Raw genomic sequence first — 22,536 nt, 5'->3', positions numbered from 1 at the left:
TCGAGACCCCGCAACCCGAACGCCCGGTCCTCCTTCGCGAGGGCCGGGCGCTGCGTGTGCTCATGACACCTGAGACCGCGTGTCGGCGTGCGCGCGCTCCAGCAGCTCTCGCAGCGCGCTGCGATCCACCCCCGTCAGCCGCGTGACGTAGAGGCAGACCTTGCTCGCACGGTGCGGGCCCAGCCGGGACATGAGGTCGGGCCAGCGCTCGGAGAAATGCTCGGGGAGGTAGATCGTGTGCTTCGTCGGGCCCGGCGCGAAGGCGAGCCGTGGAGCTCGACCGCCTCGCCCACTCTCGTAGCGGTACTCGAACACTCCGAACCCGATGATCCGGTTCGCCCAGACGACGGGCCGCTCGCCGCTGATGCCGCCGAGCATCGCGAGCAGTTCTTCGGCCTCGGCGCGGCGAGGGCCCGTGACGCGGTCGAGCACCTCGGACACCGGTAGGTCCGACGGTGACATCGCGGGCTGCTTCGCCGACATGGTTCCTCACGAACGTGTTCGACAGCCAGCGTACTCCGGCACCCCGTGAGGAGATCCCGGCCGGCATCTCGGCCGGCTCGCCGTGTACGTGCCGCCAGCGGCGCATCCGGGGCGACACTGAGGTGGGCGCGAGCGGCGTGGTTGAAGCTTGGCCAATGAGTAGTGCCCTACCCCATGGCGGCGATGACACCGGCGCCAGCGCGGCAATCGACCCCGACCGCCAGAGATTCGACGTACGGGCGCGTGTGACCGAGACAGTCGTGCTCGTGGCATCCGTCGTCGTGCTTCGCCTGCTGGGCGTGCTGCTGCTCGTGCTCTCGTCATACGGGCTGGGCTCGACCGACATGCTGCTCCCGCTCATCGCCATGGTCGCCGATCCGAACCTGCTGGTGTGGATCGCGCTTACCGCGGCCGTGCAGTTCGGGTTGCGGTTGATGCGCCGACCCGGCCGCTTCGCGCTGATCGTGCTCGCCGCTCCCGTCGCGGTGCTTCTGGCGACCGTCGTCCGCAGCCTCCCCGGCCTCATCGGCACCGGCCTCGGCGCCGTACTGGGCAACGGCATCGCCTGGATCGACGCCGGGATCCTCACCGCCGTCGTCGCGCTCGGCATCGCGTTCACCGCGGCGTTCCTCAGCCGGGGACGGCGTACGCCAGCGCGGATCGCGGGCGGGCTGCTCGCCCTTGGCGGACTGCTCACACTCGTGCTTGTCTGGCAGTTGTTCGAGACCTACTTCGTCATCTGGGGCGGACCGGTGACGGCGACGCCGGCCCAGGAAGACCGATACCTCGTCACCGCCGCGCTCACGGCTGTCGCATTCGTCGCAGCCATCGTGTTCGCCGCGGTCAGCCGTCGACGTTCGCTCATCATCACCTCATGCATCGTCGGAGGTCTCGGCCTGATCATCGCATTCGCGGCGCAGGTTCCGACCGGGCGCTTCTTCCCCGAGCAGGCACCTCCGGTCGAAGCGCCCCGCGGCCCCACCTGCATGGGCGAGGGCGACCCGAACTGCATTGGCGGGTAGCGGCTGCGCGCCGGATCAGCCGCCGGCGGCGCCGGCCGTCACACCGTGAACAGCCCCCACCACGCCGCCCAAGGTACGAACACGGTCGCGCCGATGAGCAGCATGATCAGGCGCACGTGATCTCCGGCTGCGACCCGGTCACGAGCTCGCCACCAGGCGATCGCCGTCCAGGCCGCGGCGGTCACGACGACGAGCGCGAGCACCTGAACGGCGAGCCACACCAATGGTCGCCCGAGCACGACGGGCCCGATCGGCTCGGTCGCGCCGGTCGCCGTCAGGTAGCCGAGCAGGCACATCGTAGCGAGCAGGCTGACGAGACCCGCGGCTGAGACGAGACGCGCCGACCGGGCAGCCGGCGGCGTTCCCCGCCGCCCGCGGGAACGTCGAACGAGCGCCCAGACCGGGTACGAGAGGAACGCGACGAGCATCACGGCCGCGGCTGCGGCCTGCATGGGGACAGACTCGTACCACGCGAGCGGCGAAAGCGATTCGGGTGCGCCGATCTGCTGAGCGACTACGTCTGAAGGGCAGTCGAACGAACCCCCGTCGAGCGCAATGATCCAGGCCGGCGCGAGTTGCAGGTAGCCGGCCGCGACGCGCTCGCTCTCGTCGAACCCGTTCGAGCTCGCACGGAACTCGTGATCGGCTCGGGGCACGACGCACACTGTGGCATCCGGTGAATCACCGAGGGCCGTCGCGAAGCGGGACCCGCTCGTGGCCGGCGCCGTCGATCGATCGAACTCGGCCAACAGTACGAGGGCCGGGGCACGCACCTGCGCGAGAACGGGAAGCGGGTCGTGCCCGGCTTCGGGAAAGAGGCCGCTCGCGACCATGAGACGCGTGAGGTTGACGCCGACCGGTGCGCACATTCGCTCGGGAAAGCCGGCGTGCACGAGATAGCGGCAGTTGCTCCACGCCTGAACCTCGGCGGGCGGGTGGGCGCTCGCGCCCGCGATGACGACGAATCCGACGTCGGCGTGCGTCGCCACGGCCAGCGGCACCACCCAGCCGCCCTCGCTGTGCCCCCACAGTCCTGCACGCGCAGGATCGACGTCGAGGCGGGCCTGCAGCAGCCGAAGCCCGGCGATCGCGTCATCGGCGAGCTGGGAGTACGAGCGCTCGGTGAGCGAATAGCCGACCGTGCGCTTGTCGTAGATGAGGGTGACGATTCCGGAGGTGGCGAAGGCGCGAGCCTCGTCGAGGTAGTCCTCGCGTTCTCGCGCGCCCGACCCGGCGACGATCACCACCGCGGGATGTCGCGACGCGCCCGTCGACGGCACGAGCACCGTGCCGTGCAGGGTCAGGCCGTCGTTCTCGAACGAGACGTCGTGCGTGGTGTAGCCGGAATCGTTGCGTTGTTCGGCTGCGATCGCGCTCGACGAGCCGAATACGAGGCCGAGCGCGAGGCCCAGCGCGAGGCCGATTACCGTGATCAAGGCCGGCAGGCGGTGCCGAACCGTGGTTGCAGGCAGCATGATGCGCCTATCCTTTCGGTGGAGATCGTGTCGTGTTCAGAGCACGCCTCGCGGCGTGTACGGCGGTCTTCTCCCGGGTCGCCGAGCGCCCACTCGGTGACCCGGGGCCTCAGAATCACTCGATGACGGTGAGCGACTTCTCGATCGCGGAGAGTCGCGCCTGCACCTCGGCGAGCCGCGACGCGACGTCATCGAGTCGATGCAGCGTCGCTTCGTTACCGGCGATCGCGCGTTCCCCGAGGCGGCGGTACTCACCCTCACGCACCAGCGCCGCTTTCGCGCGCCACGTCGAGGCGAGCTGCCAGATGACCACCACGAGGATGACGCTCAACAGCCCGGCGACGGCGAGGAAGACGAGCAGCCCCTCACTCATCTCGGACTCCCTTCTCGGCGTCTTTCTCTGCGTCGGGCAACGTGAGGGAGTTCGCGCCGCGCGCGATCGACTCTGGGCTCAGTTGCAGTGCGAACGATTGCACGGAATAGAACTTCATTGCTTTCCCCTCTTCTGAGATCTGCAGTTGCGAGGTGACCAGGCCGGCCGCCTCGAGCCGGCGCAGGTGAACCTGCAGTAGCGGCCTGCTGATCTGCAGTTCACGAGCGAGTTGGCTCACGTAGGTCGCTCCCCGAACGAGCGTGGCGACCACGCGCATGCGGTGCGGGTTGGAGAGTGCCGCCATGATGCGCACCATCTCGTCCCCGGTGTACTCACTCACATTGTCTCCTTGCATGTGCAAAGAAACTATTGCACGTGCAAGCGCAGCTGTCAATAGTGCGCTCGTGCCGCAGCAATCGAGCAGATATCGAGAAGCACGGTCCGAAGCGCGCGAATACCGTCGAAGACATGAACACCACCGACACCATCACCATCACGACCATCGACTCCATCACGCTCGACGTTGCCGACCCCGAGGCCGCCGCGCGCTTCTATTCCGACGCGTTCGGGCTCGGCTCCCAGGTCAAAGTGCGGGCCTCGGATGCCCCGACCAGCGGTTTCCGCGGATTCACCGTGTCGCTCATCGTGTCGCAGCCGGCGGACGTCGCGGCCCTCTTCGAGTCTGCGGTCGCTGCTGGGGCATCCGTGCTGAAGCCCGTCGCGAAGTCGCTCTGGGGCTGCGGCGCCGCCGTGCAGGCGCCCGACGGCGCGATCTGGAAGATCGCGACCTCGGCAAAGAAGGACACCGGCCCCGCCACCCGGAAGATCGACAACATCATCGTCTTGCTGGGCGCCGACGACGTGCCCGTGAGCAAGCGGTTCTACGTCGACCGCGGACTTGCCGTGGGCAAGAGCTTCGGCAGCTACGTCGACTTCGCCACCGGCTCGAGCCCGATCGGCCTGGGTCTCTACAAGCGGCGCGCACTGGCAAAGGACGCCGGCGTTCCCGCCGAGGGCAGCGGGTCGCATCGCGTGCAGATCAACAGCGACGGCGGGTCGTTCACCGACCCCGACGGGTTCACCTGGGGCACCGTGTGAGCCGGGCCGGCCGGGCCGCCCCGCCCGCCGGCTCTCGCCGCAGCTCCTGCTCGACGTACACGTCTTCCCGCATCGACCGGCCTCCGTTCGGGCATCGACGATTACTCTCTCAGCGCCGAGCATCGCTTAGCCTGTCGCGGTGACCAGCAGCGGACTCAGCCATGTGACCTTCATCGTGCGCGACCTCGACCGCATGCAGCAGATCCTCACCGAGGTGCTCGGCGCGGTGCGCGTCTACGACAGCGGCAGCGACACCTTCTCGCTCTCGGAGGAGCGCTTCTTCCTCGTCGGCGCGGGCGAGGCGGCGACGTGGGTGGCGACCATGCGCGGCGACGGAGGGCTGCCGCGCACGTACAACCACGTCGCGTTCCAGGTCGAGCGCGCCGACCTGCCGGGGCTTCGGGAGAAGATCACCGGGCTCGGCCTCGAGATCCGGCCGCCGCGCTCGCGCGTCGAGGGCGAGGGCGACTCGATCTACTTCTACGACGACGACGGCCACCTCTTCGAGCTGCACACCGGATCGCTGCGCGAACGGCTCGCCGTGTACGTGCCGCCAGCCGAGCCGGTCGAGTAGCCCGCAGCTCAGTGAACGTTCGACTCCATTCCACGTCGGCGCCCTGCCACATCACTGGGCGCTGACATCACAAGGCGCAGCGCGAGCGAACGAAGGCGAGCGGCGTACACCGCGATCGCGAGGGTCGTGGTGGCGTAGAGCACGACGGCCTGCAGCGCGTACGCGGGGTAGTCGATGATCCACCGCGGCGCCATCGGGTCGGTCGCGCTCGCCGGGTTGTCGTGCACGTACGGCACCGCCGCCCCGATGACGTAGCCGATCGCCTGGCCCGCGCCGTAGACGAGCACGAGGGCTGCGAACTCCAGCCACGCCTGCCCTGCGCGACGGCGCCACACGTCGCGGGCCGACCGCAGGGCCGACCGCGGCTCCCAGCCGCCGGCGACCGGCGCTGCCGCAGCGCTCAGCACAGGCGCGAGCACGATCGCTGCGGCGAGCAGGGCGAGCAGGGCGAGCATGCCCACGATCAGCAGCGATTCGCTGCCGGCGCGGCTGCGCATGAGTTGCGGAACGAGCATGAGGGCGGCGAGCGGCAGGCACCCGACGGCGATGGCCACCCACCCGCGCACGAACGTGACGAACGACATGTCTCGAGCCAAGCCGATGAGGGCGGGTGGGTGGTATCGGGAGAACCCCCGAATGGGCCCGACCCGAGCGAACTGGCGTCAACGTCGATCGAGTAGACGCCGACGCCGTATCGAGACCCGGTGACGAGGTCTCGATACGCTCCTACGTCGCTACTCGACCGGCGGTTCCGGGGCGACACTGAGGCGGGCGCGAGCGGCTTTGGTTGAAGCTTGCCGCAGGATCAGCGTGGCAGGAGCACGCGCACCTGATCCCTGACCTCTTGCAGGATGTCGTCGACGGTGCGGGCGACGTTCACCGGCGAGGCCATGCCGACGAACATGATCGCGGAGACGACGTGCGCGAGCGTCGCAGCATCACGCGCATCGATACGGTCGTCGCGACCCAGCACGTCGGCGATCGCCTCCTCGGTCTGGACGGTCAGCGCGAGGGCGTCGCGGTGATGCGGCTCTTCGGGGTCGCCGAAGACGAGCTCTCGCAGGTAGGTGCGCCCGTTGTCGACCTGGATGCGGTTGCATTCCACGACAGGGCGGATGATCGCCATGACCGCGTCGAGCGCATCGGGGAGGCGCTCGGCGGCCGCCCTTCCCTCTTGGAGGGCGTCGACGTAGCTGGAGTTCTGCACGAGCAGGAGCAACTCGCCCTTGGTCTTGGCGTAGAGGAAGAGGGTACCGGTGCCGATATCGGCCTTCTCGGCGACCTGCTGCGTGGTGACCTCGTCGACGCCGTGTTCGGCGAAGAGCTCTCGTGCTGCCGCAGTGATGCGTTGGAGCTTCTCCTGCTTGTTCCGCTCGCGGCGCCCGACCGGTGGGGTGGTCACTGTCATGCGGTTCTCCAAGGATCAGATCTGACTGTGCTCAGTTATGAGCATAGTGCGGGAGAACATCGCCCTCGCTGACGTACGTCAACGTTTCGGAGACCTCGTAGGCGTGCACGGCCGAGGCGAACATCGACAACTCGTCAGACAGCATCATGACCTCGTCGCTGCCGAAGAACGCCGCTCGCGCGGATGCGTCGGCGAAGCCGAGCATCAGCGAGGCGTGCAACCGCTGGTCGGTGGGGTTGTCGTGCGCGACGTTGGGCGTATTCCAGAGCGTCTCGTTCCAGGGCATGAACACCTGGGTGCGCAGCTCTGTCAGCATGCCGGTGCTCGCGAGCGCGGTCACGAGTTCGTCGGTGACGTGCTTGCGGAATGATCGGGTGCCGACGCCCTCTCTTCTCCTGAGGTAGATCAGCGCCCGAGCCCCGGTCTCGCCCGGCCCGCCGACGTCATACCAGCGAGTCGAGTTCGGCGGTCCAGCGTAGAGCAGGGTGCGCCGGAACACGTTGATCTCATCCTGGTATGCGAGCCGGGTCTGCCTGCGGCCAAGCAGCGGCGAGAGAGTCGACTGGAAGGTGACCTCGGCGACACCGTCGATTCTGCGATCCGCGGGAATGGCGGTCTGGACACCGTGGGTTGCGGGCCACAGCCCCGGATTGGATGCGGCGAGGTGGACCTGCCGATACTCGTCGAACCCCGGCGTGGCCGAGATGATCTTCGAGTGCGGACCCTTCCAGTACTCCATGCCCTGCTGGCGCGACTGGTCGGTGCGCATCCAGAGCAGGATCGATGATGCGAAGGGCTTCTTGGTGAACGGAACGGTGGCGGTCATGGTCCTTTTCCTTCGGGTTTCGGATGCCGGTGCTTCGGTTGCCCGTCAGCGGGCGAGGAACTCGACGGTGACCGGGGCGAACCGGTCGTGGAACTGGAAGATGCCGCCGTGGCCGGAGTCGGGGTAGATGACTAGTTCGGATCCCGTGATGCGGCGGTGCAGATCGCTCGAGAGCACCGACGGCACCATGCGGTCGTTGTCGCCGTTCGCGATCAGGGTGGGCTGGGTGATCTTCGAAAGGTCAGCGGGCGCCGAGCGACCCCATTTCTTGATCGCTTTCAGCTGGGTCTGGAGCACCTTCACGGTGGCCGGGGCGTCACGGTCGTCGGTGCGCTCCTGGAGTCGCTTCACGAACGCCTTGCCGGCGGGCTTGCCGGTGGCGTTGCGGTTGAAGAAGAGGAACTCCTTCGGGTCGGATCGGGTCAGGGTCGCGCGCAGGATGTCCCAGTAGGTGATTCCGGCGACCTTGTCGATGTCCTCGCCGCCGGCGGGGCCGGTTCCGGTGAGCACGAGCTTGCGGACCAGGTCGGGGTGCCTGGCCACGAGTGACTGCGCGACCATGCCGCCGAGGGAGAACGAGAAGACGTCGATCTTGTCGAACCCGAGGGCAGTGATGAAGGTGTACGCGTCGTCGGCCATCGCCTCGACGCTGTCGGCGACCTCGCCGGTCGACGCGCCAACTCCGCGGTTGTCGAACGTGATGACGTGGTGGCCTTCAGCGATGGGGTCGACGATGCGCGGGTCCCAGTTGTCGAGGGTGGCGGCGAGGTGCACGAAGAAGACGACGGGGACGCCGCCCTTCGGTCCCAACTCGCGGTAGGCGTAGGTGACGCCGCCCGCGCTGATCGTGCGGGTCGGCGCCGCCGCGTACGACGTGATGACCGGTTCGTTGCGGGTGTCGGTGGTGCCCATGGTGACTCTCCTTGTTGTCGTCACGGCCAATAAAGCCGAGTACGCTCAATTACGAGTCAACTCAGAAAGTATGTCAAGTGCACAGGTCGAATCGATCTCCTTGAAAGCGCTGGCGCATCAACCGGTCGTGCCGGCTCCGGCTCCGGCGGTGCCGGGCGCCGCGCACTCGGCCGGCCGTCGTCTTCGCGGCCTCGCGCATCGCCCACGAACGATGAGCCGCGACACCCGGCCGTCACGCCGACTGAGTCGAGCTCCGGCGCGCGAGCAGGGTGGCGTCCTCTATGTCGATCTTCACGCCGTCGCGGATCATCGTTCGTGGCCGCTGCTCGACCACGAGTGCCTCGAAGTCATCTGGCAGGCCGGGCAGCAGGTCTTCGGCGAGGAACATCGCCGGGCGGTGACTGGCAGACAGGTGGGTGGACCCCTCGGATGGCGCATGCCCGACGACCAGCAGATGCCCGCCGGGCGCGACGGCCTCGGCCAACCGGCGGGTCACATCGACCATTCCGCCGTCGGGTGGATGCAGGAAGTGCGTGGTGACGAGATCGTATGACCGGCCCTCGGCAGCGAAGGTGCGGGCGTCGACCTGCAACCAGTCGGTGCGGTCGGCGACCCCGGCTTCATCGGCGTGCCGAGCCGCGCGGGCGAGGCCGTTGGCCGAGAAGTCGGCTCCGGTCACCTGCCAGCCCCGCTGGGCCAGCCAGATCACGTCGCCGCCCTCACCGCAGCCGACGTCGAGCGCCGTGCCCGGGGGCATCGCAGACACCTCGGCGACGAGCTGTGCATTGGGGTTGCCGCTCCACATCTTCTGGTCGCCCGAGTATCGCTCCTCCCAGCTCGGCGCCTCGAAGAACTCCGCCTCCTCGGCCGCGTCCGTCCCGTGCTCGTGGCGACTCATCAGGTGCTCCCTTCCGCTGTTCCATGAGCTTACGGATCCGACTCGCGAGCGGCGCATGGCGAAGCGCCGCTGGACGCTGATTCGGTCCGGCGGCGCTCCTGAACGCGGTGAGCTGAGTTCAGCCGCAGGTGTAGGTGACCCCGTCGACCTCCCAGACGCCCGCGCCGAGTTCGCTGCACATCTCGACGACGCCACCGACCAGCGATGCGCTGACTGAGACGGCGATGATCGCGATGATGATGCCCACCGCGGTGAGGATCGCGCCGACGATGATGCCGGCGGTGGCCGGGGTGTTCTTCACGCCCGCCTTCTTCGACTTCGACTTCGCGACGATGCTCACGATGAGCCCGATGAGCGGCAGGACGATCGCGAGCACGAGGCCAGCGATGCCGAGGCCCTTGCCGGGCACGACGGGCGCAGCGCCGGAGGTAACCGGCGCGGCCGCGTAGCCGGGGGCGGAGGCGGTCGGTGCCGGCGGCGCCGACGGCGAGGCCGAGGCGGTTGTGGACGCCTGGGCAACGCTCGGCTGGGGCTGCAGGTTCTGGTCGGTCATGATGCTCCTTCTGTGTTTGGGGTACTGATGTGGATGGTGTGAAGACGAACGGTCACTCGGCGTACTCGGCCTGGGCGAATCCGCCGAGGTACGCGAGCACCCGACTGAGCGCGAAGGTGCCGGTGTAGTCCTGGATCGCAGTGAACTTCTCCTCGAGGTCGCCCTCGCGGGCGAGCGAGGCCGACTCGAACGAACCGACTCCCAGCACCGAGGCGTAGCCATTGCCGGCGAGCACGTCGATCGCCTGGGCGACCTGGCCGCGCGAGAAGTCGAGGGTGTGCACGAGTCGGGCATCGCTGGTCACGCCGACCACCGTGAACGTGGTCCAGTCGAGGATCCCGTTCGTGCCGTACTTCTCGATGAGGTTCGAGTTGCGGGCATAGTTGGTCCAGCCGTAGCCCATCGCGGCGTAGGCCGAGTTGGGGTTCTCTTCGCCGAGGTAGGCCTGAATGCCGTGCACGAGGCCGGTGGCGTTGTTCGCAAGCGCGATGTTGAGGTCGTTCGCTCCCATCGCGTCGAGCGCGACCGCGTCGGAGACACCGGCGTCCTCGGCGATCATCGCGATGACGTCGGCGTTGAACACCTCGAGGTTCGAGTCGGCGGCCTTGCGGAAGAACTCGGCGATCGCCTCGACGTCGGCCTCGGGCGCGAGTGCCGGGCCGTCGGCGTCGCGGGCGATCTCGAAGACCGACTCCGACGCCTCGACCTGCGCGATCGACACTTCGAGGTAGATGAGTGGGCTGAGCGCATCCATCAGCACTTCTTCGGTGCTCGCGTAGCTGTCGGCATTCTCGTAGATCGCCGCGATCTCGGCCTCGGCGTAGCGGTACAGCGAGTACGCGTCGAAGGCGTTGCCGTAGGCGGTGATGAGGGCTTCGGCATCGGCGATGGTCTCGACCTCGTAACGGTCGAGCTGGTCGAGGAAGTTGAAGAAGACATCGGATGCCTGGTCGGCGGACTCGAGGCGGATGAGCAAGCTGTCCAATCCGCGGGTGAGCACGTCGTCTGCGGTGCGGTACGTGCCGCTCAACGCCTTCATGAGCATGTTGGCGCCGATCGCCTTCATCAGGGCTCCGCCCACGAGCCCCTGCGCGAGCAGGTCACGTGCTGTCGCGGCATCGACTGCTGCCGATTCATAACCGCCCGAGGCGAACGACCGGATCTCCTCCGAGAGCGTGAGGAAGTCGGACTCGTTGCGCTCGAACTCGGTGATCTGCCTATTCGTCGCGGCCTCGGTGCTCGAGTAGCCGGGCTCGGAGACCCGGGGAATCGTGACGCTCGACGGCGATGGCAGCGATTCGCCGGTCAGTTGGCTGTAGGCCTCGGCGATGTCGCCGACCTCGACGACCTCGATGCCGTTCTCAGCACCGAGCTTCACGACATCGACGAGCGCGCCGTCCTGGTCGGGGGCGTTGCGCAGGCCGAGAGGGATGAGCACCTTGGTGTACTCGCCGTTCTCGGCGAGGGCCGAGATCTTGGTCGGCACACCGCCGACCGGCCCGATCGTGCCGGTGGGCGTGATCGTTCCCGTCATCGCCACGCCCGGCAGCAGTTCGTCGCCGAGGAGCAGACTCATGGTCGCGGCGGTCATGATGCCGCCCGCGCTCGGTCCGTCGACGTAGCCGTCGAACGCGAAGCGGTAGTCGGTCGCCAGGTCGGCCCCGGTGAAGAGGGTCGCGACGATCGCGGAGTTCCATGCCGACGCCTGCAGTGTTCGCCCGGCACCGCCGACCTCGTTCTCGGACACCTCGACGGCGAGCGCTCCCTCGGTGTTCGGGGCGACGCTGATGTCGATCGAGCTGACCGCGCCCTCGCCTGCTCCGCTCAGAGCCGGGATCGTGACCTCGGACTTCTGCTCGACGACCGGCACGGGCGTGCCCTTCGGGCCGCCGAACGGCAACTGGATGCATCCGGTGAGCATGACCGTCGCGAAGACGGTCATCGCGGCGAGCGCTATCGGCCGTCGCCTTCTCGTGGTCGTTGGCATGCTGGTTCGTCTCCTTCGTGAGGTCTGATCGGGGGCGGGCAACTGGCCCAGCCTAGAGCATGATGTAATCAATCAATTATAAAATCAGTGACAGCACTGAATCCGCAAAGGACGGTTTGTCCGGGATGCAGGGTGCGATCGGCCACTCTGTCAGGGCGCGCCGGGCGGGCGGATAGAATTCATCGGATGGCAGAGACGACGCACCTCAAGCGCGCGAAACGCCAGGAGCTGGTGCTGGATGCCGCGATGCGCGTCTTCGCCCGAGGCGGCTACTTCGGCACCACGACGACGCAGGTCGCCGAGGCGGCCGGCATCTCGCAGGGCTACGTGCTGCACCTGTTCGGCACCAAAGAGGCGCTGTTCCTCGCTGTGCTCGAGCGCGCGGGCGATGCGATCGTCGATCAGATGCGACGCATCCGCCTCGAGGAGTTCGACCTCGAGAACTTCGACGCCCTCTACGCGCGCACGGCGCTCGACGACACCGTCATGGGCGTGCTGCTGCAGGGATTCGCGACGTGCAGCGTGCCCTCCGTCGGGGCATACGTTCGCGAGCTCCTGTCGCAGATGTACGCGGTGCTGCTCGAGCACACGAAGGCGACACCCGAGCAGGCGCGCGATTACCTGGCCCGTGGCTTGCTCATCAATACCGTGCTCGCCATGGGGTTCCCCGACCATCTCGACGAGCATCCGTGGGCGACGCCGCTCGTCGACGTCATGCTCGGCTCCGACGAGACGAGCGCCTGAGGGATTCACTCACCCAGCGGGTGCCGAGACGACGGCCGCGAGGTCGGCGCTCGCCCGCAGCAATGCCACCGAACGCCCACCGATCTGATCGAGTCGGTGTTGCAGCATCCGCTCTGCCTCGGCGACCCCGCCGAGCCCATCCAGCGAGCTCATGACGCCGCTCACCGCCGGAATGCCGTACCCGCTGCTGCGCAGCGCCGCGACGATTCGCGCCTGCCTGATCGCCGCCAGGCCGTAGCGGCGTGCTCGCAGCGACGTGACCCGGTCGGGCGTGACGAGCCCCTCCTGTTCCCAGAACCGCAGCGTCGATGCGCGCACACCGAGCGCGGCGGCGAGCTCGGTGATCGTCATGGCGTCATCGGCCGCCTCGCCATCTGGAAATGACCCCTCGGCCTGGATCGCGTGCAGCGCCGCCTGTGCGCGCAGGGCCTCGTCGCGTTCACGTGCGAGGCCCGCGTGGATCGAGGTGACCGCGGCCGCGGCCTCGGTCACCGTCTGCTCGCGCAGCTCGGTGAGCAGCCGACGGGCGGCGACCGCGCCGATCGCCGCCGCGATTCCCCGGTACGCGCCGAGCGCGTGCACATGGATGGGGGCGTACGAGCGGTATCCGTTGGGCGATCGGGTGGCCGGCGGGATGACGCCCAGTCGTTCGAGGTCGCGCACCTGCTGCACCGAATAGCCCGTCGCGTGCGCGACATCCGAAGTTCGCAACGGTGCCCGCGGCGCACCGCCCGCCGTCGCGTCGATCATCGAACCCCACATAAACACTTGAAGATGATGCTTGAACTATGAGTATGCAGCAGATCATCGACACCGTGCGAGACTTCGACGGCGCGCTCGTCGTCATCCCCGGGCCCGGCAGCGGCTCGCCCGAGCTCGCCTGGGGCGACGCCTTCTTCTACTACGCGCCCGACGGCGAGATGCCGCAGCACGTACAGCCCTACGCAACCATCGTGACGAAGGACTACCCCGACGACACCGCCTCGGGCCTCGACGCGCCGGGCTTGTGGCGCGTGAACGTGCACGTCGACCGCACGACCTTCCGCCGCCTCACGGGCGAGGAGCCGCGCAGCCTCACCCGGGCGCGCGACCACGCCGCCGCCGACGTGTTCAACCCGCACCCGGTGTACGGCGCGCTCGGGTGGGTCGCCGTGGTCAACCCCGGTGCGCAGACCACCGCGGCCGTGCTGCAGCTGCTTCGCGAGGCGCACGACGCTGCGCGTGCTCGCTTCGAGCGGCGCCGCGAGGCGGGCGGCGGTGCGGTCGGCGGCGAGGTCGGTGCGGTCGAGTAGTGACGATCGGATGCCGCGTCACCGCGCCGCGCGTCGTGACGCGGCATCCGACACCAGCCCGTCGAGCAGCCAGCCGAGGCCGCGCTCGAAGACCGCGTCGCCGCTCCAGTGCGAGATCGGTTCGCTGAGCTCGGCCGTGACGCCGCCGAACTCCTCGGCTCGTTCGCGGCCGCGGCGGATGCGGGCCGCCGGCTCGGGATCCTGTGCGCGCCCGGTCTCGAACGCCGCCGAGCCGATGGTGTGCACCAGCAGCACCTGCAGCCCGGTCACGGCCTCGGGCCCGTCGAGCCCGGCCTCGCGCAGCGCGGTGAGCGTCACCTCGCCGAGGCGCAGCGCGTTCGGTCCGACCGATTGGCGCACGAGCGCGAACGGGATGAGGTCGGGGTGGGCGAGCAGCTCGCGTCGACTGTCGCCCATGATCCGCTCGATGCGCTCGCGCCAGCCGCCGTCGGCCGGCGTCGGCACGCCGCCGAGTATCGCGTCGATCAGCTCGTCGATGAGGGCGGCCTTGTCGGCGATGTGCGCATAGATGCTGTTCGGCGCGACGCCCAGCCGGTCGGCCAGTCGTCGCATCGACACGGCTTCGAGGCCGTCGTCGCGCAGGAGGCCCATCGCGGCATCGGTGATCCGCTCGCGAGTGAGGCCGGCGCGCTGCCCGGCGGTCCGTCCCATCTGGCTATTGTACATCGATCAATTGAGTTGTACACTGTTCAATATGAACGAGATCCTCCTCTTCCACCATGGCCAGGGACTCACCGATGGAGTCCTCGCGTTCGCCGCCACCCTTCGCTCGGCGGGCCATACCGTGTACACGCCCGACTACTACGACGGGCGCGTGTTCGCCACGCTCGACGAAGGCGTCGCCTACCGCGACGAGATCGGCATCCCCGAGCTCGCGAACCGCGCGGTCGCCGCGGCCCAATCGCTGCCGAACGACCTCGTGTACGCCGGCTTCTCACTCGGCACCGGTCCGGCGCAGCTGCTCGCGCAGACGAGGCCCGGCGCGCGCGCCGCGCTGCTGATGTCGGGCTGCCTGCCGTCGGCCGCCTTCGAGACGCCGTGGCCGGCCGATGTCGCGCTCACGGTGCACACGACCGAACACGATCCCTGGGTCGACCTCGACGTCGCGCAGGCGCTGGTCGCCGAGGCGCACGGCACCATCGAGCGCTACCCGGGTTCGGCGCACCTGTTCGCCGACCCGGTCAGCGCCGACTACGACGCCGCGCTTGCACGCCGGCTCGAGGCATCCGTTCTCGAGTGGCTCGGCGAGCTCGACGAGCTGAAGCGAGCCGGCTGAGTCGCTCCTTCGTCGCTACTCGACCGACGTCGTGACGGGTCTCGACCACGGGTCTGCCGGGTGCGACGGTGGTGGCATGACTACGCGCCGGTGGCCCCGAAGGCGCTCGGCCTGCGCAAGGCCGACTCGCGATCGGGCATTACGCTGACGCAGCTCAAGAACTGGGCCGCGACGCACTGAGGCGCGACGCCATGACCATCACGTCCATCGATTCCATCGCGCTCGAGACGCCCGACCCCGTCGGGGCCAGCAAGCGCTTCTATGCCGACCGCGGCCTCGCCGTCGCGAAGAGCTTCGGCAGCTATGTCGACTTCGCCACGCCGTCGAGCCCGATCGGCCTGGGCCTGTACAAGCGTCGTGCGCTCGCCAAGTCGGCCTGCGTCTCGGCCGAGGGCACCGGGTCGCACCGTCTCCAAGTCAACAGCGACGCCGGGTCGTTCACCGACCCCGACGGGTTCGTGTGGGGTTCTACGCTATAGCGATCGCCATCGAGCCGACGCCCAGGGCGATGAGCAGGCTCAGCACCGCGAGCACCGCCGAGAGTGGAGTCATCACGTTGCGCTCGGGTTTCGACCGGGAGATCGCGTTCATGAAGATGCCGAGCGTGAAGTACGCGAAGATCACCCACATCGCGATGACCGAGAACGTGTCGGGGAACACGTCGATCGCCCCGAGCCGGTCGAATGCGATCAGCACGATCAACGCGTAGATGACGATCGACACGGCGCTGCCGATGCGCAGTCGCAGCGGCAGCACGCGGTGCTGACCACCCCATGCGTACTGCCCGATCGGGGCCCCGAAGATCAGGGCGGCCTGGAAGATCGCGAGCACGGCGAGAATGACGGTCAGCGCGATGGCGAAGGGCACGATGTCACGATAGCGACGATGGTGCACGCATGTCTGGCAGACTCGACACGCATTGCACCGAGTGGAAGAGATCTTCGTGGTGCTGCCGCTCCTCGCGCTCATGCGCGCATCGCGTTGACGCTCGCGTTCATCCGCACCAAGAACCTCTGGGTCTCGGCGGGCGCGCACATCATCAACGACTGGTTCTTCATCACTCAGGGAGTGCTCATCGCCGTGGCCGTCGCGAGCTGAAGACCGCATCCGGTCGCCGACTGACCGGATGCGGCCGTAGCCTCGCAGGATGACCACGCCGACGAGTGACAAGTACGACCTCAAGCGCGCCCATCGCGACCTCTACGCGCCATCCGCGAAGGATTTCGCCGTCGTCGACGTGCCGGCCATGAACTACCTCGCGGTCGACGGGTCGGGCGACCCCAACAGGTCGACCGCGTACGCCGACGCGGTCGAGACGCTCTTCGGCGTCGCGTACGCCGTCAAGTTCCGCAGCAAGAGGGGCCTCGGGCGCGACTTCGTGGTCGGGCCGCTCGAGGGGCTCTGGCGCGCCGAAGACCCCGCGGCGTTCGTGACCCGCGACAAGGCATCGTGGAGCTGGACGATGCTCATCGCACAACCCGAGTGGATCACCGAGGCACTTGTCGGCGAAGCCGTCGCCGCCGTGCGGGCGAAGGGCGAGAAGTCCGCGCTCGACAGGTTGCGGCTCGAGCGGCTGCACGAGGGCGCGTCGGCGCAGATCCTGCATGTCGGCTCGTACGACGACGAGGCGCCGACGCTCGCCCGGCTTCATGATGAATGGATGCCGCAACACGGGTTGACCTTCAACGGAGACCATCACGAGATCTACCTGAGCGACGCGCGCCGCACCGCCCCCGCGAAGTTGCGCACGGTTCTGCGGCAGCCGGTGCGGCCGGCGGCCTGACGCCCGCGAGACGTGGGGCGCGCGGTCGATTCGGACACCGGCGTCCGCTTTGCTAGCATCCGCTGGTGCACATCCTCCGCCGGGTGATCGTCGTCGTCGCCGTCACCGCCCTCGTCCTGATCGCCGCCTTCGCCGGCGTCTACCTCTGGCAGAAGCCGATCCTGCTGACCGGCACGGGATACGCCGCGCACAACGCGTGCGCGGTCACCACCGTGGCCGGCCGCGACGACCCCGCCACCGACCTGCCGCCGAACCCGCTCGTGCCCTACCTGCAGGTGGAGTCCGGTGACGACGAGTCGACGGCGTCACTGCTCGGCCAGTTCGCACATCAGACGGCCTGGTTCACCGAGGGCTTCGGCTGCACGCTCGCGGGCGAGCGCCCCGCGCTCGGCGAGGCCACCCCGATCGCGGCTGGCGGCAACCCGTTCACCGACGCATCGACCCCCGCCGCGAACCCTGCCGTCGACGACGCGGTCGCGCGCGCCTTCGGCGACGACCTCTCCGAGGACGAGGCCGCGGCGCTCGGCACCCGCGCCGTCATCGTCGTGAAGGACGGCGAGCTCGTCGCCGAGCGCTACGCCGACGGGTTCGACGCCGCGACCCCGCAGCTCGGCTGGTCGATGTCGAAGGGCGTCACCGACCTGCTGACAGGCGTGCTCGTGCATCAGGGCGTGGTCTCGCTCGACGACGACCACCTGCGGCCCGAATGGACCGATGACCGCGCGAACATCACCATCGAGCACCTGCTGCGCATGACGAGCGGCCTCGAGTGGGACGAGACATACGACCTTGGCACGCCGATCACCCGCATGCTCTACCTCGAACCCGACATGGGCGCCTACGTCGCGAGCCTGCCGCTCGCGCACGATCCCGGCACCGTGCAGTTGTACTCGAGCGGCAGCACGACACTGCTCTGCGACATCCTCACCGAACGCACCGGTCTCGGCGCCGACCTGCCGCGGCAGACACTGCTCGAACCGCTGGGACTCTCGTCGGCGATCTTCGAACCCGACGCCGCGGGCACGCCGGTGTGCTCGTCGTACCTGTGGGCGACGCCGCGTGACTGGGCGGCGATCGGCCAGTTCGCCCTGCAGAACGGCGAGTGGCAGGGCGAGCAGTTGCTGCCCGAGGACTGGATGGAGCAGAGCCTCACGGTCGTCGACGTCGAGCAGACCGACGACCCCGGGTACGGCATGGGATGGCGCGTCAACCCGCTGCCCGACGGCACCCTGCGCTGGCCCGACCTGCCCGAAGACACCTTCTACGCGAGCGGCCACGACGGGCAGAAGGTGCTCGTCGTGCCCAGCGAAGACCTCGTGGTCGTTCGCATGGGGTTCACGCCCGAGTACGACGAAGAGGACTCGGTCGTGCAACTCGTCGACGACGCCATCGCCGCGCTCGACTGACGGACCGCCTGAGGCAGGCTGATCTCCCCGCACTTCGTGCGCGAGCTGCCGTGCGAGGAAGCGCGGGCTACTGACCCGCGCTTCCCCGTTCGGTCTGTCTGACAATCAGGCGTTGACCGACTCACGTTCGGCGTCCGCCGCGTTCACGCCTTGCCTGCCCCGAAGAGTGGCGAGGGCGGTGACACCTCCGACCGCCGCGACAACTGCCGCGCCGATGAATGCGGCGACGTACCCGCGTGTGAGCTGATCAGCGTTCGCGCCACCGGCGGCGACGGCCGAGCTGAGCACGGTCAGCGCCGCGAGGCCCACGGCGGAACCGATCTGGTAGCTCGTGTTCACGAGCCCTGATGCCACTCCGGTCTCGTCTGGCCGTGCTGCTCCGATGGCGATGCCGAGCGACGGCACGAACGCGAGCGCCATGCCGAACGCCGCGACCAGCGAAGCGGGGAGCACGTCGACGACGTACGCCCCGTCGGGGCGCGCGAGCGCGAGCCACGCGAGTCCGGCGGCCAGGAAGAGGAACCCGGCGACGATGAGCGGCTTCGCGCCGAACTTCGCGAGCAGTCGAGGCGCGACCAGCGTCATGCCGAGCACGATGAGGACCGTCATCGGAAGAAGGGCGGCTCCGGCGGCGAATGCACCTGCACCGAGCACCTGCTGCAGGTAGAGGTTCAGGAAGAACCACATCGGCACCCAGGCTGCACCGAGCAGCAGCTGCGCGAGGTTCGCTGCCCCGAGTTGCGGGGCACGGAAGATGCCCAGACGCAGCAGCGGCTGCCGGGAGCGTGCCTGTGCGACGAAGAAGACGACGAGCAGGAATCCGCCCGCTGCGAGGGCCGTGAGCGTCTCGGCCGCGGCCCAGCCGGCTTCGGGGGCGCGCACGAGCCCATAGACGAGGGCGGCGAGGCCGACCGTGCCCGTGGTGGCGCCGACGATGTCGACCGACCCGCGCCGGCCGGCGACACGAGGCAGTGCAGCCGGCGTGAGCACGGCGACGAGCGCCGCGATGGGAACGGTGATGTAGAACACCCACGGCCAGCTGGCGTACTCGGTGAGCACCCCGCCGAGGAAGACCCCGGCCGTGCCGCCGATGGGCGCGGCTGCACCGTATACGGCGAAGGCGCGGGGCAGTTCGTTCGTGCCGCCGAAGAGGGCCATCAGCAGGCTGAGCGCTGCGGGGGCGATGAGTGCGGCACCCGCGCCCTGAATGGCACGGCCGGCGATCTCGACGCCGACGTTGCCGGCCGCCCCCGCGAGCACGGAACCGGCCGCGAGGACCATCCACCCGTAGATGAAGACCTTGCGGGCTCCGAGCAGATCGGAGAGCCGGCCGCCGAGAAGCAGGAGGCCGCCGAATGCGACGACGTAGGCGTTGAACACCCACGACAGTGACTCGGGTGTGAACCCGAGTTCCGCCTGCATGTGAGGGAGGGCCACGCCGATGATCGACGTGTCCATGATGACGACGAACTGGGCCGCGGCGATGAGCGCGAGCCCGAGCCAGCGGCGTCGTGCCGGTATCGGGGTTGGTGCTGACATGGTCGGTTCTCTCTTCCGGGTCGATTTCCTGTAGAGATACATACGCTATACCCCCCAGGGGTATTCCCGAACGAATGATCCGGATGTGGGTGATGCGGTGATGCAGTGATGCGATGATGTTGGTGAGCAGGTAGAATGTCTGTATGCGCACCACTCTCGACATCGACCCCTCGGTGCTTCGCGCCGCGAAGGCACTCGCCGAGCAGCGTGGTGTCTCACTCGGTGCGGCGATGTCCGAACTCGCCCTTCGCGGCCTGCGCGCCGACGCGCCGGCCGTTCGCGAAGGATTCCCCATGCTGCCGAACCTGCGCAGCGATCACGTCATCACTGACGAACTCGTCGCCGAGTACCGTGACGGTGAGTAGCGGTTCGCCCGGGCGGGCCTACCTGCTCGACGTCAACGTGCTCATCGCCCTGATGAGCGAGCAACACGTGCACCACGCCGCTGCACACCGATGGTTCGGCGGCGTCACCACATGGGCGACGAGTCCGATCACCGAGACGGCGTTCGTTCGACTCGTGTCGAATCCTGCGGTGGCGGGAGGGGACATCCCACCGAGCGAAGCCCTTCGACTACTCGGTCAATTGCGCGCCGTGGCCGGGCACCGATTCGTGGCCGATGCCAGCTCGCTCGCAACACCCGCGATCGATGTGATCGCGCTCGTCGGGCACCGGCAGGTCACCGACTTCCACCTCGTCAACCTCGCCGCCGACAACGGCGTCGTGCTTGCGACGTTCGATGCTCGCCTGCGTGCGGCGCTCGCCGCTGGTGATCGGCGACATGTCGAGCTCATCCAGGTCTGAGCGGGCGGCGAAGCCGGCGGCTCCCTTGGAGAACGAACGCAGCCCAGCGGGGTTATGCGCTGGCTGACGCCGTCGTCAGCCGCGCCGGAGGCAGTGCGACGAAGATCGCGGCCAGTGTCGACAGCACGCCGATCGCGATGAGGGCTGCACCTGAACCGGCCGCATCGCCACCCGACGTCATGAACGCGTCGGCGATCGACATGCCGTGACTGAACCCCGCGAGCCACGAGGTGACGCATGTCCCGCCCGTGACGAGCAGTCCCGCCACAACCACGCGGCGATTGCTCGCCAACGGGCGCAATCGGGTGACCAGCGCGATGACGGAAACCGCGATCGCCGCGAGCGACCAGAAGACGGCCCACGCGATGACGAAGCCCCACGCCGGCCGTTCGCCCGCCTGGTCGAGTGCGTGGTAGATCTGGTCGAGCGTGAGACCCGGCGCCTTCGCCAGCGGATTCCATACGGCGGGCGACGGTCACGGCTGGGCGCAAATCGGGCCGTGAATGCCTAGGGTGGAGTATGGCCGCCACCACTGCCGAACCGCCAGCCCGAGGGGCTCGCTGGCGGGTGCGCGGCCGCCTCGCCCGCTCGCCGCACGAGCTGCCCGCGTGGACGCGCGCGCTCGCCGAGGGCGACGATGCCGGATTCTTCGGCCCGGGCAGCGCGGTCTGGGCGGTGAACGGTGCGCTGCCGACCCTCGTCGCGGGCATCCGTGCGCTGTTGCTGCAGACGCTGCATCCCGGTGCCATGGCCGGCGTGCACGACTGGTCGCGCTACAACGAGGATCCGCTCGGGCGGCTCGACGGCACGGTGCGCTGGGTCGCGACGACGACGTTCGGCGACCGCCGCAGCGCCACAGCGGCCTCGGCCTCGGTCAGCCGGCTGCACGAGCACGTCACCGGCACCTACACCGATGCGTCGGGCGTCGAGCGCGCGTACTCCGCGAACGACGAGCAACTGCTGCGCTGGGTGCACGACGCGTTCACCGAAGCGTTCCTCGGCGCGCACCAGACCTGGGGTCGGGCGATCCCGGGCGGCGGCGATGCCTACGTGCGCGAGTGGGCGCAGGCCGGGCGCCTCATGGGCGTGAGCGATCCACCCACGAGCGTGGCGGCCCTGCATGCCGAGATGTCGGAGTTCCTCCGCGAGGCGAAGGTCGACGAGCGCGTGGTCGAAGCCGTGAAGTTCCTGCGCCGACCGGGCCTGCCCGGACTCACGGGCTTCGCCTACCCGATCCTCTTCGGCGGCGCGGTCGCCTCGCTCGCGCCCGAGTACCGCAGGCTTCTCGGGTTGCGTCGCCCGCGCTGGCCTGCCATCACGCTCACGAGGATCGCGCTCGCGGTGGGCGTGCTCGTACTCGGGCCGGTCTCTCCGAGCGAGCGCAACGCCCGCGCCCGCATCGCGCGGCTCGCGCGGCTCTGAAGGCGCGCCTGCGCCCGCGCCGTTGCGTACGGATGTCCCGTGGTCGGTGCCGGCTCACAGCTCCCAGGTGCGATCGGTCGCCCTGCGGGCGGTGACGAGCACGCCCGCGATGCCGGCGAGGACGAGGATCGGGCTCGCAAGCAGGGCCATGAGTACCCAGTCGCCGTCGAAGACCGATCCGATGGCGACGATGAGCGCCGGCGATGCCACGAGCGACGCGGCCCACGGCCAGGCCCCGAGCGCAAGGGCGAAGACGCCGGCGGCGATGCCGGCGGCCAGCCCGGAGTAGAACAGCACGTCGTAGCCGCCGAATCCGTGACCGGCTTCAGCGCGCAGCAGCGATCCGAGCATGCCGATGCCGATCGCGAACGGCGTCGCCGCGGTGAAGACCGCCCAGAGGGTGAGCTCGATCGAGGCTGTCGAGTGCCGGCGCGATTGCGGCGCGCTGTCGGCTTCCACCCGCACGCGCTCCACGTGCCGCGCGGCGGCGCGCGGCACCTGCGGCGCATGGGTGCGCGGCAGTCGGAGGCTGTGGGTCTGGGTCATGGCGCGAAGCTACCGCCACGCACCCGACACCGCATCCGTGCCACTACCGAGCAGTCCGCGCCGTTCGGCGCGACATCGGGCCGGCCCCTCACGC

General features: G+C 68.8%; 29 protein-coding genes. 12 read left to right on the top strand and 17 right to left on the bottom strand.

The window, feature by feature from the left end:
- Positions 1–60: 60 nt before the first annotated feature.
- Positions 61–462: a DUF1801 domain-containing protein gene (locus tag ABD164_RS06110; RefSeq protein ID WP_344294498.1), complete on the bottom strand. Its 402-nt coding sequence runs from the start codon at positions 460–462 to the stop codon at positions 61–63.
- Between the two features lie 266 nt (positions 463–728).
- On the opposite strand from ABD164_RS06110, the gene ABD164_RS06105 reads away from it, so the two are divergent.
- Entirely contained in the window at positions 729–1,505 is a 777-nt protein-coding gene (locus ABD164_RS06105; protein WP_344294495.1) for a hypothetical protein, read from the top strand.
- A 38-nt stretch (positions 1,506–1,543) separates the two neighbouring features.
- On the opposite strand, the gene ABD164_RS06100 is transcribed toward ABD164_RS06105, so the two are convergent.
- The 3 genes from ABD164_RS06100 to ABD164_RS06090 all read right to left on the bottom strand — a co-directional run bounded on the left by ABD164_RS06100 (position 1,544) and on the right by ABD164_RS06090 (position 3,693).
- Positions 1,544–2,980 carry an alpha/beta hydrolase family protein gene (locus ABD164_RS06100; protein ID WP_344294493.1) on the bottom strand — a complete coding sequence of 479 codons (1,437 nt, stop codon included), beginning with the start codon at positions 2,978–2,980 and terminating at the stop codon, positions 1,544–1,546.
- Positions 2,981–3,095: 115 nt separating this feature from the next.
- Positions 3,096–3,353: a hypothetical protein gene (locus ABD164_RS06095; RefSeq protein WP_344294489.1), complete on the bottom strand. Its 258-nt coding sequence runs from the start codon at positions 3,351–3,353 to the stop codon at positions 3,096–3,098.
- A complete protein-coding gene (locus ABD164_RS06090; RefSeq protein ID WP_344294487.1) occupies positions 3,346–3,693 on the bottom strand; it encodes an ArsR/SmtB family transcription factor in 348 nt (115 codons plus the stop codon). The genes ABD164_RS06095 and ABD164_RS06090 overlap by 8 nt, the downstream gene beginning before the upstream one ends.
- Before the next feature lie 128 nt (positions 3,694–3,821).
- Between ABD164_RS06090 and ABD164_RS06085 the strand changes: the two genes are divergently transcribed.
- Entirely contained in the window at positions 3,822–4,451 is a 630-nt protein-coding gene (locus tag ABD164_RS06085) for a VOC family protein (protein ID WP_344294485.1), read from the top strand.
- Positions 4,452–4,590: 139 nt separating this feature from the next.
- Positions 4,591–5,025 carry a FosX/FosE/FosI family fosfomycin resistance hydrolase gene (gene fosX, locus ABD164_RS06080; RefSeq protein ID WP_344294483.1) on the top strand — a complete coding sequence of 145 codons (435 nt, stop codon included), beginning with the start codon at positions 4,591–4,593 and terminating at the stop codon, positions 5,023–5,025.
- A gap of 8 nt (positions 5,026–5,033) precedes the next feature.
- Here the strand turns inward: fosX and ABD164_RS06075 are convergent, their stop codons facing one another.
- The 7 genes from ABD164_RS06075 to ABD164_RS06045 all read right to left on the bottom strand — a co-directional run bounded on the left by ABD164_RS06075 (position 5,034) and on the right by ABD164_RS06045 (position 11,609).
- Positions 5,034–5,609, bottom strand: a complete 576-nt coding sequence (locus ABD164_RS06075) for a hypothetical protein (protein WP_344294481.1) — start codon at positions 5,607–5,609, stop codon at positions 5,034–5,036.
- A 221-nt stretch (positions 5,610–5,830) separates the two neighbouring features.
- Entirely contained in the window at positions 5,831–6,433 is a 603-nt protein-coding gene (locus ABD164_RS06070) for a TetR/AcrR family transcriptional regulator (RefSeq protein ID WP_344294477.1), read from the bottom strand.
- Positions 6,434–6,464: 31 nt separating this feature from the next.
- The gene (locus tag ABD164_RS06065; RefSeq protein WP_344294475.1) at positions 6,465–7,259 is read right to left on the bottom strand and encodes a strictosidine synthase; all 795 of its coding nucleotides are present in this window, start codon (positions 7,257–7,259) and stop codon (positions 6,465–6,467) included.
- A 45-nt stretch (positions 7,260–7,304) separates the two neighbouring features.
- Complete coding sequence (locus ABD164_RS06060; RefSeq protein WP_344294473.1) at positions 7,305–8,171, bottom strand: alpha/beta fold hydrolase; 867 nt, start codon at positions 8,169–8,171, stop codon at positions 7,305–7,307.
- A 232-nt stretch (positions 8,172–8,403) separates the two neighbouring features.
- The gene (locus ABD164_RS06055) at positions 8,404–9,069 is read right to left on the bottom strand and encodes a class I SAM-dependent methyltransferase (protein ID WP_344294471.1); all 666 of its coding nucleotides are present in this window, start codon (positions 9,067–9,069) and stop codon (positions 8,404–8,406) included.
- A 118-nt stretch (positions 9,070–9,187) separates the two neighbouring features.
- Positions 9,188–9,622 carry a DUF4190 domain-containing protein gene (locus ABD164_RS06050; RefSeq protein WP_344294469.1) on the bottom strand — a complete coding sequence of 145 codons (435 nt, stop codon included), beginning with the start codon at positions 9,620–9,622 and terminating at the stop codon, positions 9,188–9,190.
- A 52-nt stretch (positions 9,623–9,674) separates the two neighbouring features.
- A complete protein-coding gene (locus ABD164_RS06045; protein WP_344294465.1) occupies positions 9,675–11,609 on the bottom strand; it encodes a S16 family serine protease in 1,935 nt (644 codons plus the stop codon).
- A gap of 186 nt (positions 11,610–11,795) precedes the next feature.
- On the opposite strand from ABD164_RS06045, the gene ABD164_RS06040 reads away from it, so the two are divergent.
- Positions 11,796–12,353, top strand: coding sequence for a TetR/AcrR family transcriptional regulator (locus ABD164_RS06040; protein WP_344294463.1), 558 nt, complete (start codon positions 11,796–11,798; stop codon positions 12,351–12,353).
- Positions 12,354–12,362: 9 nt separating this feature from the next.
- On the opposite strand, the gene ABD164_RS06035 is transcribed toward ABD164_RS06040, so the two are convergent.
- Complete coding sequence (locus tag ABD164_RS06035) at positions 12,363–13,103, bottom strand: MerR family transcriptional regulator (RefSeq protein ID WP_344294461.1); 741 nt, start codon at positions 13,101–13,103, stop codon at positions 12,363–12,365.
- A gap of 38 nt (positions 13,104–13,141) precedes the next feature.
- Here ABD164_RS06035 and ABD164_RS06030 point away from each other — a divergent pair, with 38 nt between their 5' ends.
- Positions 13,142–13,645 carry a DUF6194 family protein gene (locus tag ABD164_RS06030; RefSeq protein WP_344294459.1) on the top strand — a complete coding sequence of 168 codons (504 nt, stop codon included), beginning with the start codon at positions 13,142–13,144 and terminating at the stop codon, positions 13,643–13,645.
- An 18-nt stretch (positions 13,646–13,663) separates the two neighbouring features.
- Here ABD164_RS06030 and ABD164_RS06025 read toward each other — a convergent pair whose 3' ends face one another.
- Positions 13,664–14,317, bottom strand: coding sequence for a TetR/AcrR family transcriptional regulator (locus ABD164_RS06025; protein ID WP_344294457.1), 654 nt, complete (start codon positions 14,315–14,317; stop codon positions 13,664–13,666).
- 43 nt (positions 14,318–14,360) lie between these two features.
- Here ABD164_RS06025 and ABD164_RS06020 point away from each other — a divergent pair, with 43 nt between their 5' ends.
- Together ABD164_RS06020 and ABD164_RS06015 are read left to right on the top strand one after the other, a co-directional pair.
- The gene (locus tag ABD164_RS06020; protein ID WP_344294454.1) at positions 14,361–14,942 is read left to right on the top strand and encodes a dienelactone hydrolase family protein; all 582 of its coding nucleotides are present in this window, start codon (positions 14,361–14,363) and stop codon (positions 14,940–14,942) included.
- A gap of 191 nt (positions 14,943–15,133) precedes the next feature.
- Positions 15,134–15,421: a hypothetical protein gene (locus tag ABD164_RS06015; RefSeq protein ID WP_344294453.1), complete on the top strand. Its 288-nt coding sequence runs from the start codon at positions 15,134–15,136 to the stop codon at positions 15,419–15,421.
- Here ABD164_RS06015 and ABD164_RS06010 read toward each other — a convergent pair.
- A complete protein-coding gene (locus ABD164_RS06010) occupies positions 15,411–15,809 on the bottom strand; it encodes a hypothetical protein (RefSeq protein ID WP_344294451.1) in 399 nt (132 codons plus the stop codon). The genes ABD164_RS06015 and ABD164_RS06010 overlap by 11 nt on opposite strands.
- A gap of 280 nt (positions 15,810–16,089) precedes the next feature.
- Between ABD164_RS06010 and ABD164_RS06005 the strand changes: the two genes are divergently transcribed.
- A complete protein-coding gene (locus tag ABD164_RS06005) occupies positions 16,090–16,725 on the top strand; it encodes a GyrI-like domain-containing protein (RefSeq protein ID WP_344294449.1) in 636 nt (211 codons plus the stop codon).
- Positions 16,726–16,790: 65 nt separating this feature from the next.
- A complete protein-coding gene (locus ABD164_RS06000; RefSeq protein ID WP_344294447.1) occupies positions 16,791–18,131 on the top strand; it encodes a serine hydrolase domain-containing protein in 1,341 nt (446 codons plus the stop codon).
- A 105-nt stretch (positions 18,132–18,236) separates the two neighbouring features.
- Here the strand turns inward: ABD164_RS06000 and ABD164_RS05995 are convergent, their stop codons facing one another.
- On the bottom strand, positions 18,237–19,670 hold the full coding sequence (locus ABD164_RS05995; protein ID WP_344294445.1) for an MFS transporter: 1,434 nt from the start codon (positions 19,668–19,670) through the stop codon (positions 18,237–18,239).
- 143 nt (positions 19,671–19,813) lie between these two features.
- Here ABD164_RS05995 and ABD164_RS05990 point away from each other — a divergent pair, with 143 nt between their 5' ends.
- Positions 19,814–20,035: a hypothetical protein gene (locus ABD164_RS05990; RefSeq protein WP_344294444.1), complete on the top strand. Its 222-nt coding sequence runs from the start codon at positions 19,814–19,816 to the stop codon at positions 20,033–20,035.
- The gene (locus tag ABD164_RS05985; RefSeq protein WP_344294442.1) at positions 20,028–20,474 is read left to right on the top strand and encodes a TA system VapC family ribonuclease toxin; all 447 of its coding nucleotides are present in this window, start codon (positions 20,028–20,030) and stop codon (positions 20,472–20,474) included. The genes ABD164_RS05990 and ABD164_RS05985 overlap by 8 nt, the downstream gene beginning before the upstream one ends.
- 52 nt (positions 20,475–20,526) lie before the next feature.
- Here the strand turns inward: ABD164_RS05985 and ABD164_RS05980 are convergent, their stop codons facing one another.
- On the bottom strand, positions 20,527–20,748 hold the full coding sequence (locus ABD164_RS05980) for a hypothetical protein (protein WP_344294440.1): 222 nt from the start codon (positions 20,746–20,748) through the stop codon (positions 20,527–20,529).
- Between the two features lie 245 nt (positions 20,749–20,993).
- Here ABD164_RS05980 and ABD164_RS05975 point away from each other — a divergent pair, with 245 nt between their 5' ends.
- A complete protein-coding gene (locus ABD164_RS05975) occupies positions 20,994–21,896 on the top strand; it encodes an oxygenase MpaB family protein (RefSeq protein ID WP_344294438.1) in 903 nt (300 codons plus the stop codon).
- Positions 21,897–21,950: 54 nt separating this feature from the next.
- Here the strand turns inward: ABD164_RS05975 and ABD164_RS05970 are convergent, their stop codons facing one another.
- The gene (locus ABD164_RS05970; protein ID WP_344294436.1) at positions 21,951–22,442 is read right to left on the bottom strand and encodes a hypothetical protein; all 492 of its coding nucleotides are present in this window, start codon (positions 22,440–22,442) and stop codon (positions 21,951–21,953) included.
- Positions 22,443–22,536 lie beyond the last annotated feature (94 nt).

This window comes from Agromyces neolithicus (assembly GCF_039529735.1).
Classification (GTDB): Bacteria; Actinomycetota; Actinomycetes; order Actinomycetales; family Microbacteriaceae; genus Agromyces; species Agromyces neolithicus.
Note: the sequence above shows the minus strand (reverse complement) of the source record. Positions and strands in the feature narration are given on the sequence as shown.

What these genes read in the sequence shown, in the direction of transcription:
- ABD164_RS06035 (WP_344294461.1), bottom strand. Translation starts at nt 13,103, where the DNA reads ATGATCGACGCGACGGCGGGCGGTGCGCCGCGGGCACCGTTGCGAACT.
- ABD164_RS06025 (WP_344294457.1), bottom strand. Translation starts at nt 14,317, where the DNA reads ATGGGACGGACCGCCGGGCAGCGCGCCGGCCTCACTCGCGAGCGGATC.
- ABD164_RS06075 (WP_344294481.1), bottom strand. Translation starts at nt 5,609, where the DNA reads ATGTCGTTCGTCACGTTCGTGCGCGGGTGGGTGGCCATCGCCGTCGGG.
- ABD164_RS06015 (WP_344294453.1), top strand. Translation starts at nt 15,134, where the DNA reads ATGACCATCACGTCCATCGATTCCATCGCGCTCGAGACGCCCGACCCC.
- ABD164_RS06055 (WP_344294471.1), bottom strand. Translation starts at nt 9,069, where the DNA reads ATGAGTCGCCACGAGCACGGGACGGACGCGGCCGAGGAGGCGGAGTTC.
- ABD164_RS05975 (WP_344294438.1), top strand. Translation starts at nt 20,994, where the DNA reads ATGGCCGCCACCACTGCCGAACCGCCAGCCCGAGGGGCTCGCTGGCGG.
- ABD164_RS06110 (WP_344294498.1), bottom strand. Translation starts at nt 462, where the DNA reads ATGTCACCGTCGGACCTACCGGTGTCCGAGGTGCTCGACCGCGTCACG.
- ABD164_RS06060 (WP_344294473.1), bottom strand. Translation starts at nt 8,171, where the DNA reads ATGGGCACCACCGACACCCGCAACGAACCGGTCATCACGTCGTACGCG.
- ABD164_RS06020 (WP_344294454.1), top strand. Translation starts at nt 14,361, where the DNA reads ATGAACGAGATCCTCCTCTTCCACCATGGCCAGGGACTCACCGATGGA.
- ABD164_RS06065 (WP_344294475.1), bottom strand. Translation starts at nt 7,259, where the DNA reads ATGACCGCCACCGTTCCGTTCACCAAGAAGCCCTTCGCATCATCGATC.
- ABD164_RS06070 (WP_344294477.1), bottom strand. Translation starts at nt 6,433, where the DNA reads ATGACAGTGACCACCCCACCGGTCGGGCGCCGCGAGCGGAACAAGCAG.
- ABD164_RS06005 (WP_344294449.1), top strand. Translation starts at nt 16,090, where the DNA reads ATGACCACGCCGACGAGTGACAAGTACGACCTCAAGCGCGCCCATCGC.
- ABD164_RS06050 (WP_344294469.1), bottom strand. Translation starts at nt 9,622, where the DNA reads ATGACCGACCAGAACCTGCAGCCCCAGCCGAGCGTTGCCCAGGCGTCC.
- ABD164_RS05995 (WP_344294445.1), bottom strand. Translation starts at nt 19,670, where the DNA reads ATGTCAGCACCAACCCCGATACCGGCACGACGCCGCTGGCTCGGGCTC.
- ABD164_RS06100 (WP_344294493.1), bottom strand. Translation starts at nt 2,980, where the DNA reads ATGCTGCCTGCAACCACGGTTCGGCACCGCCTGCCGGCCTTGATCACG.
- ABD164_RS06045 (WP_344294465.1), bottom strand. Translation starts at nt 11,609, where the DNA reads ATGCCAACGACCACGAGAAGGCGACGGCCGATAGCGCTCGCCGCGATG.
- ABD164_RS06030 (WP_344294459.1), top strand. Translation starts at nt 13,142, where the DNA reads ATGAGTATGCAGCAGATCATCGACACCGTGCGAGACTTCGACGGCGCG.
- ABD164_RS06040 (WP_344294463.1), top strand. Translation starts at nt 11,796, where the DNA reads ATGGCAGAGACGACGCACCTCAAGCGCGCGAAACGCCAGGAGCTGGTG.
- ABD164_RS06085 (WP_344294485.1), top strand. Translation starts at nt 3,822, where the DNA reads ATGAACACCACCGACACCATCACCATCACGACCATCGACTCCATCACG.
- ABD164_RS06095 (WP_344294489.1), bottom strand. Translation starts at nt 3,353, where the DNA reads ATGAGTGAGGGGCTGCTCGTCTTCCTCGCCGTCGCCGGGCTGTTGAGC.
- ABD164_RS05990 (WP_344294444.1), top strand. Translation starts at nt 19,814, where the DNA reads ATGCGCACCACTCTCGACATCGACCCCTCGGTGCTTCGCGCCGCGAAG.
- ABD164_RS05970 (WP_344294436.1), bottom strand. Translation starts at nt 22,442, where the DNA reads ATGACCCAGACCCACAGCCTCCGACTGCCGCGCACCCATGCGCCGCAG.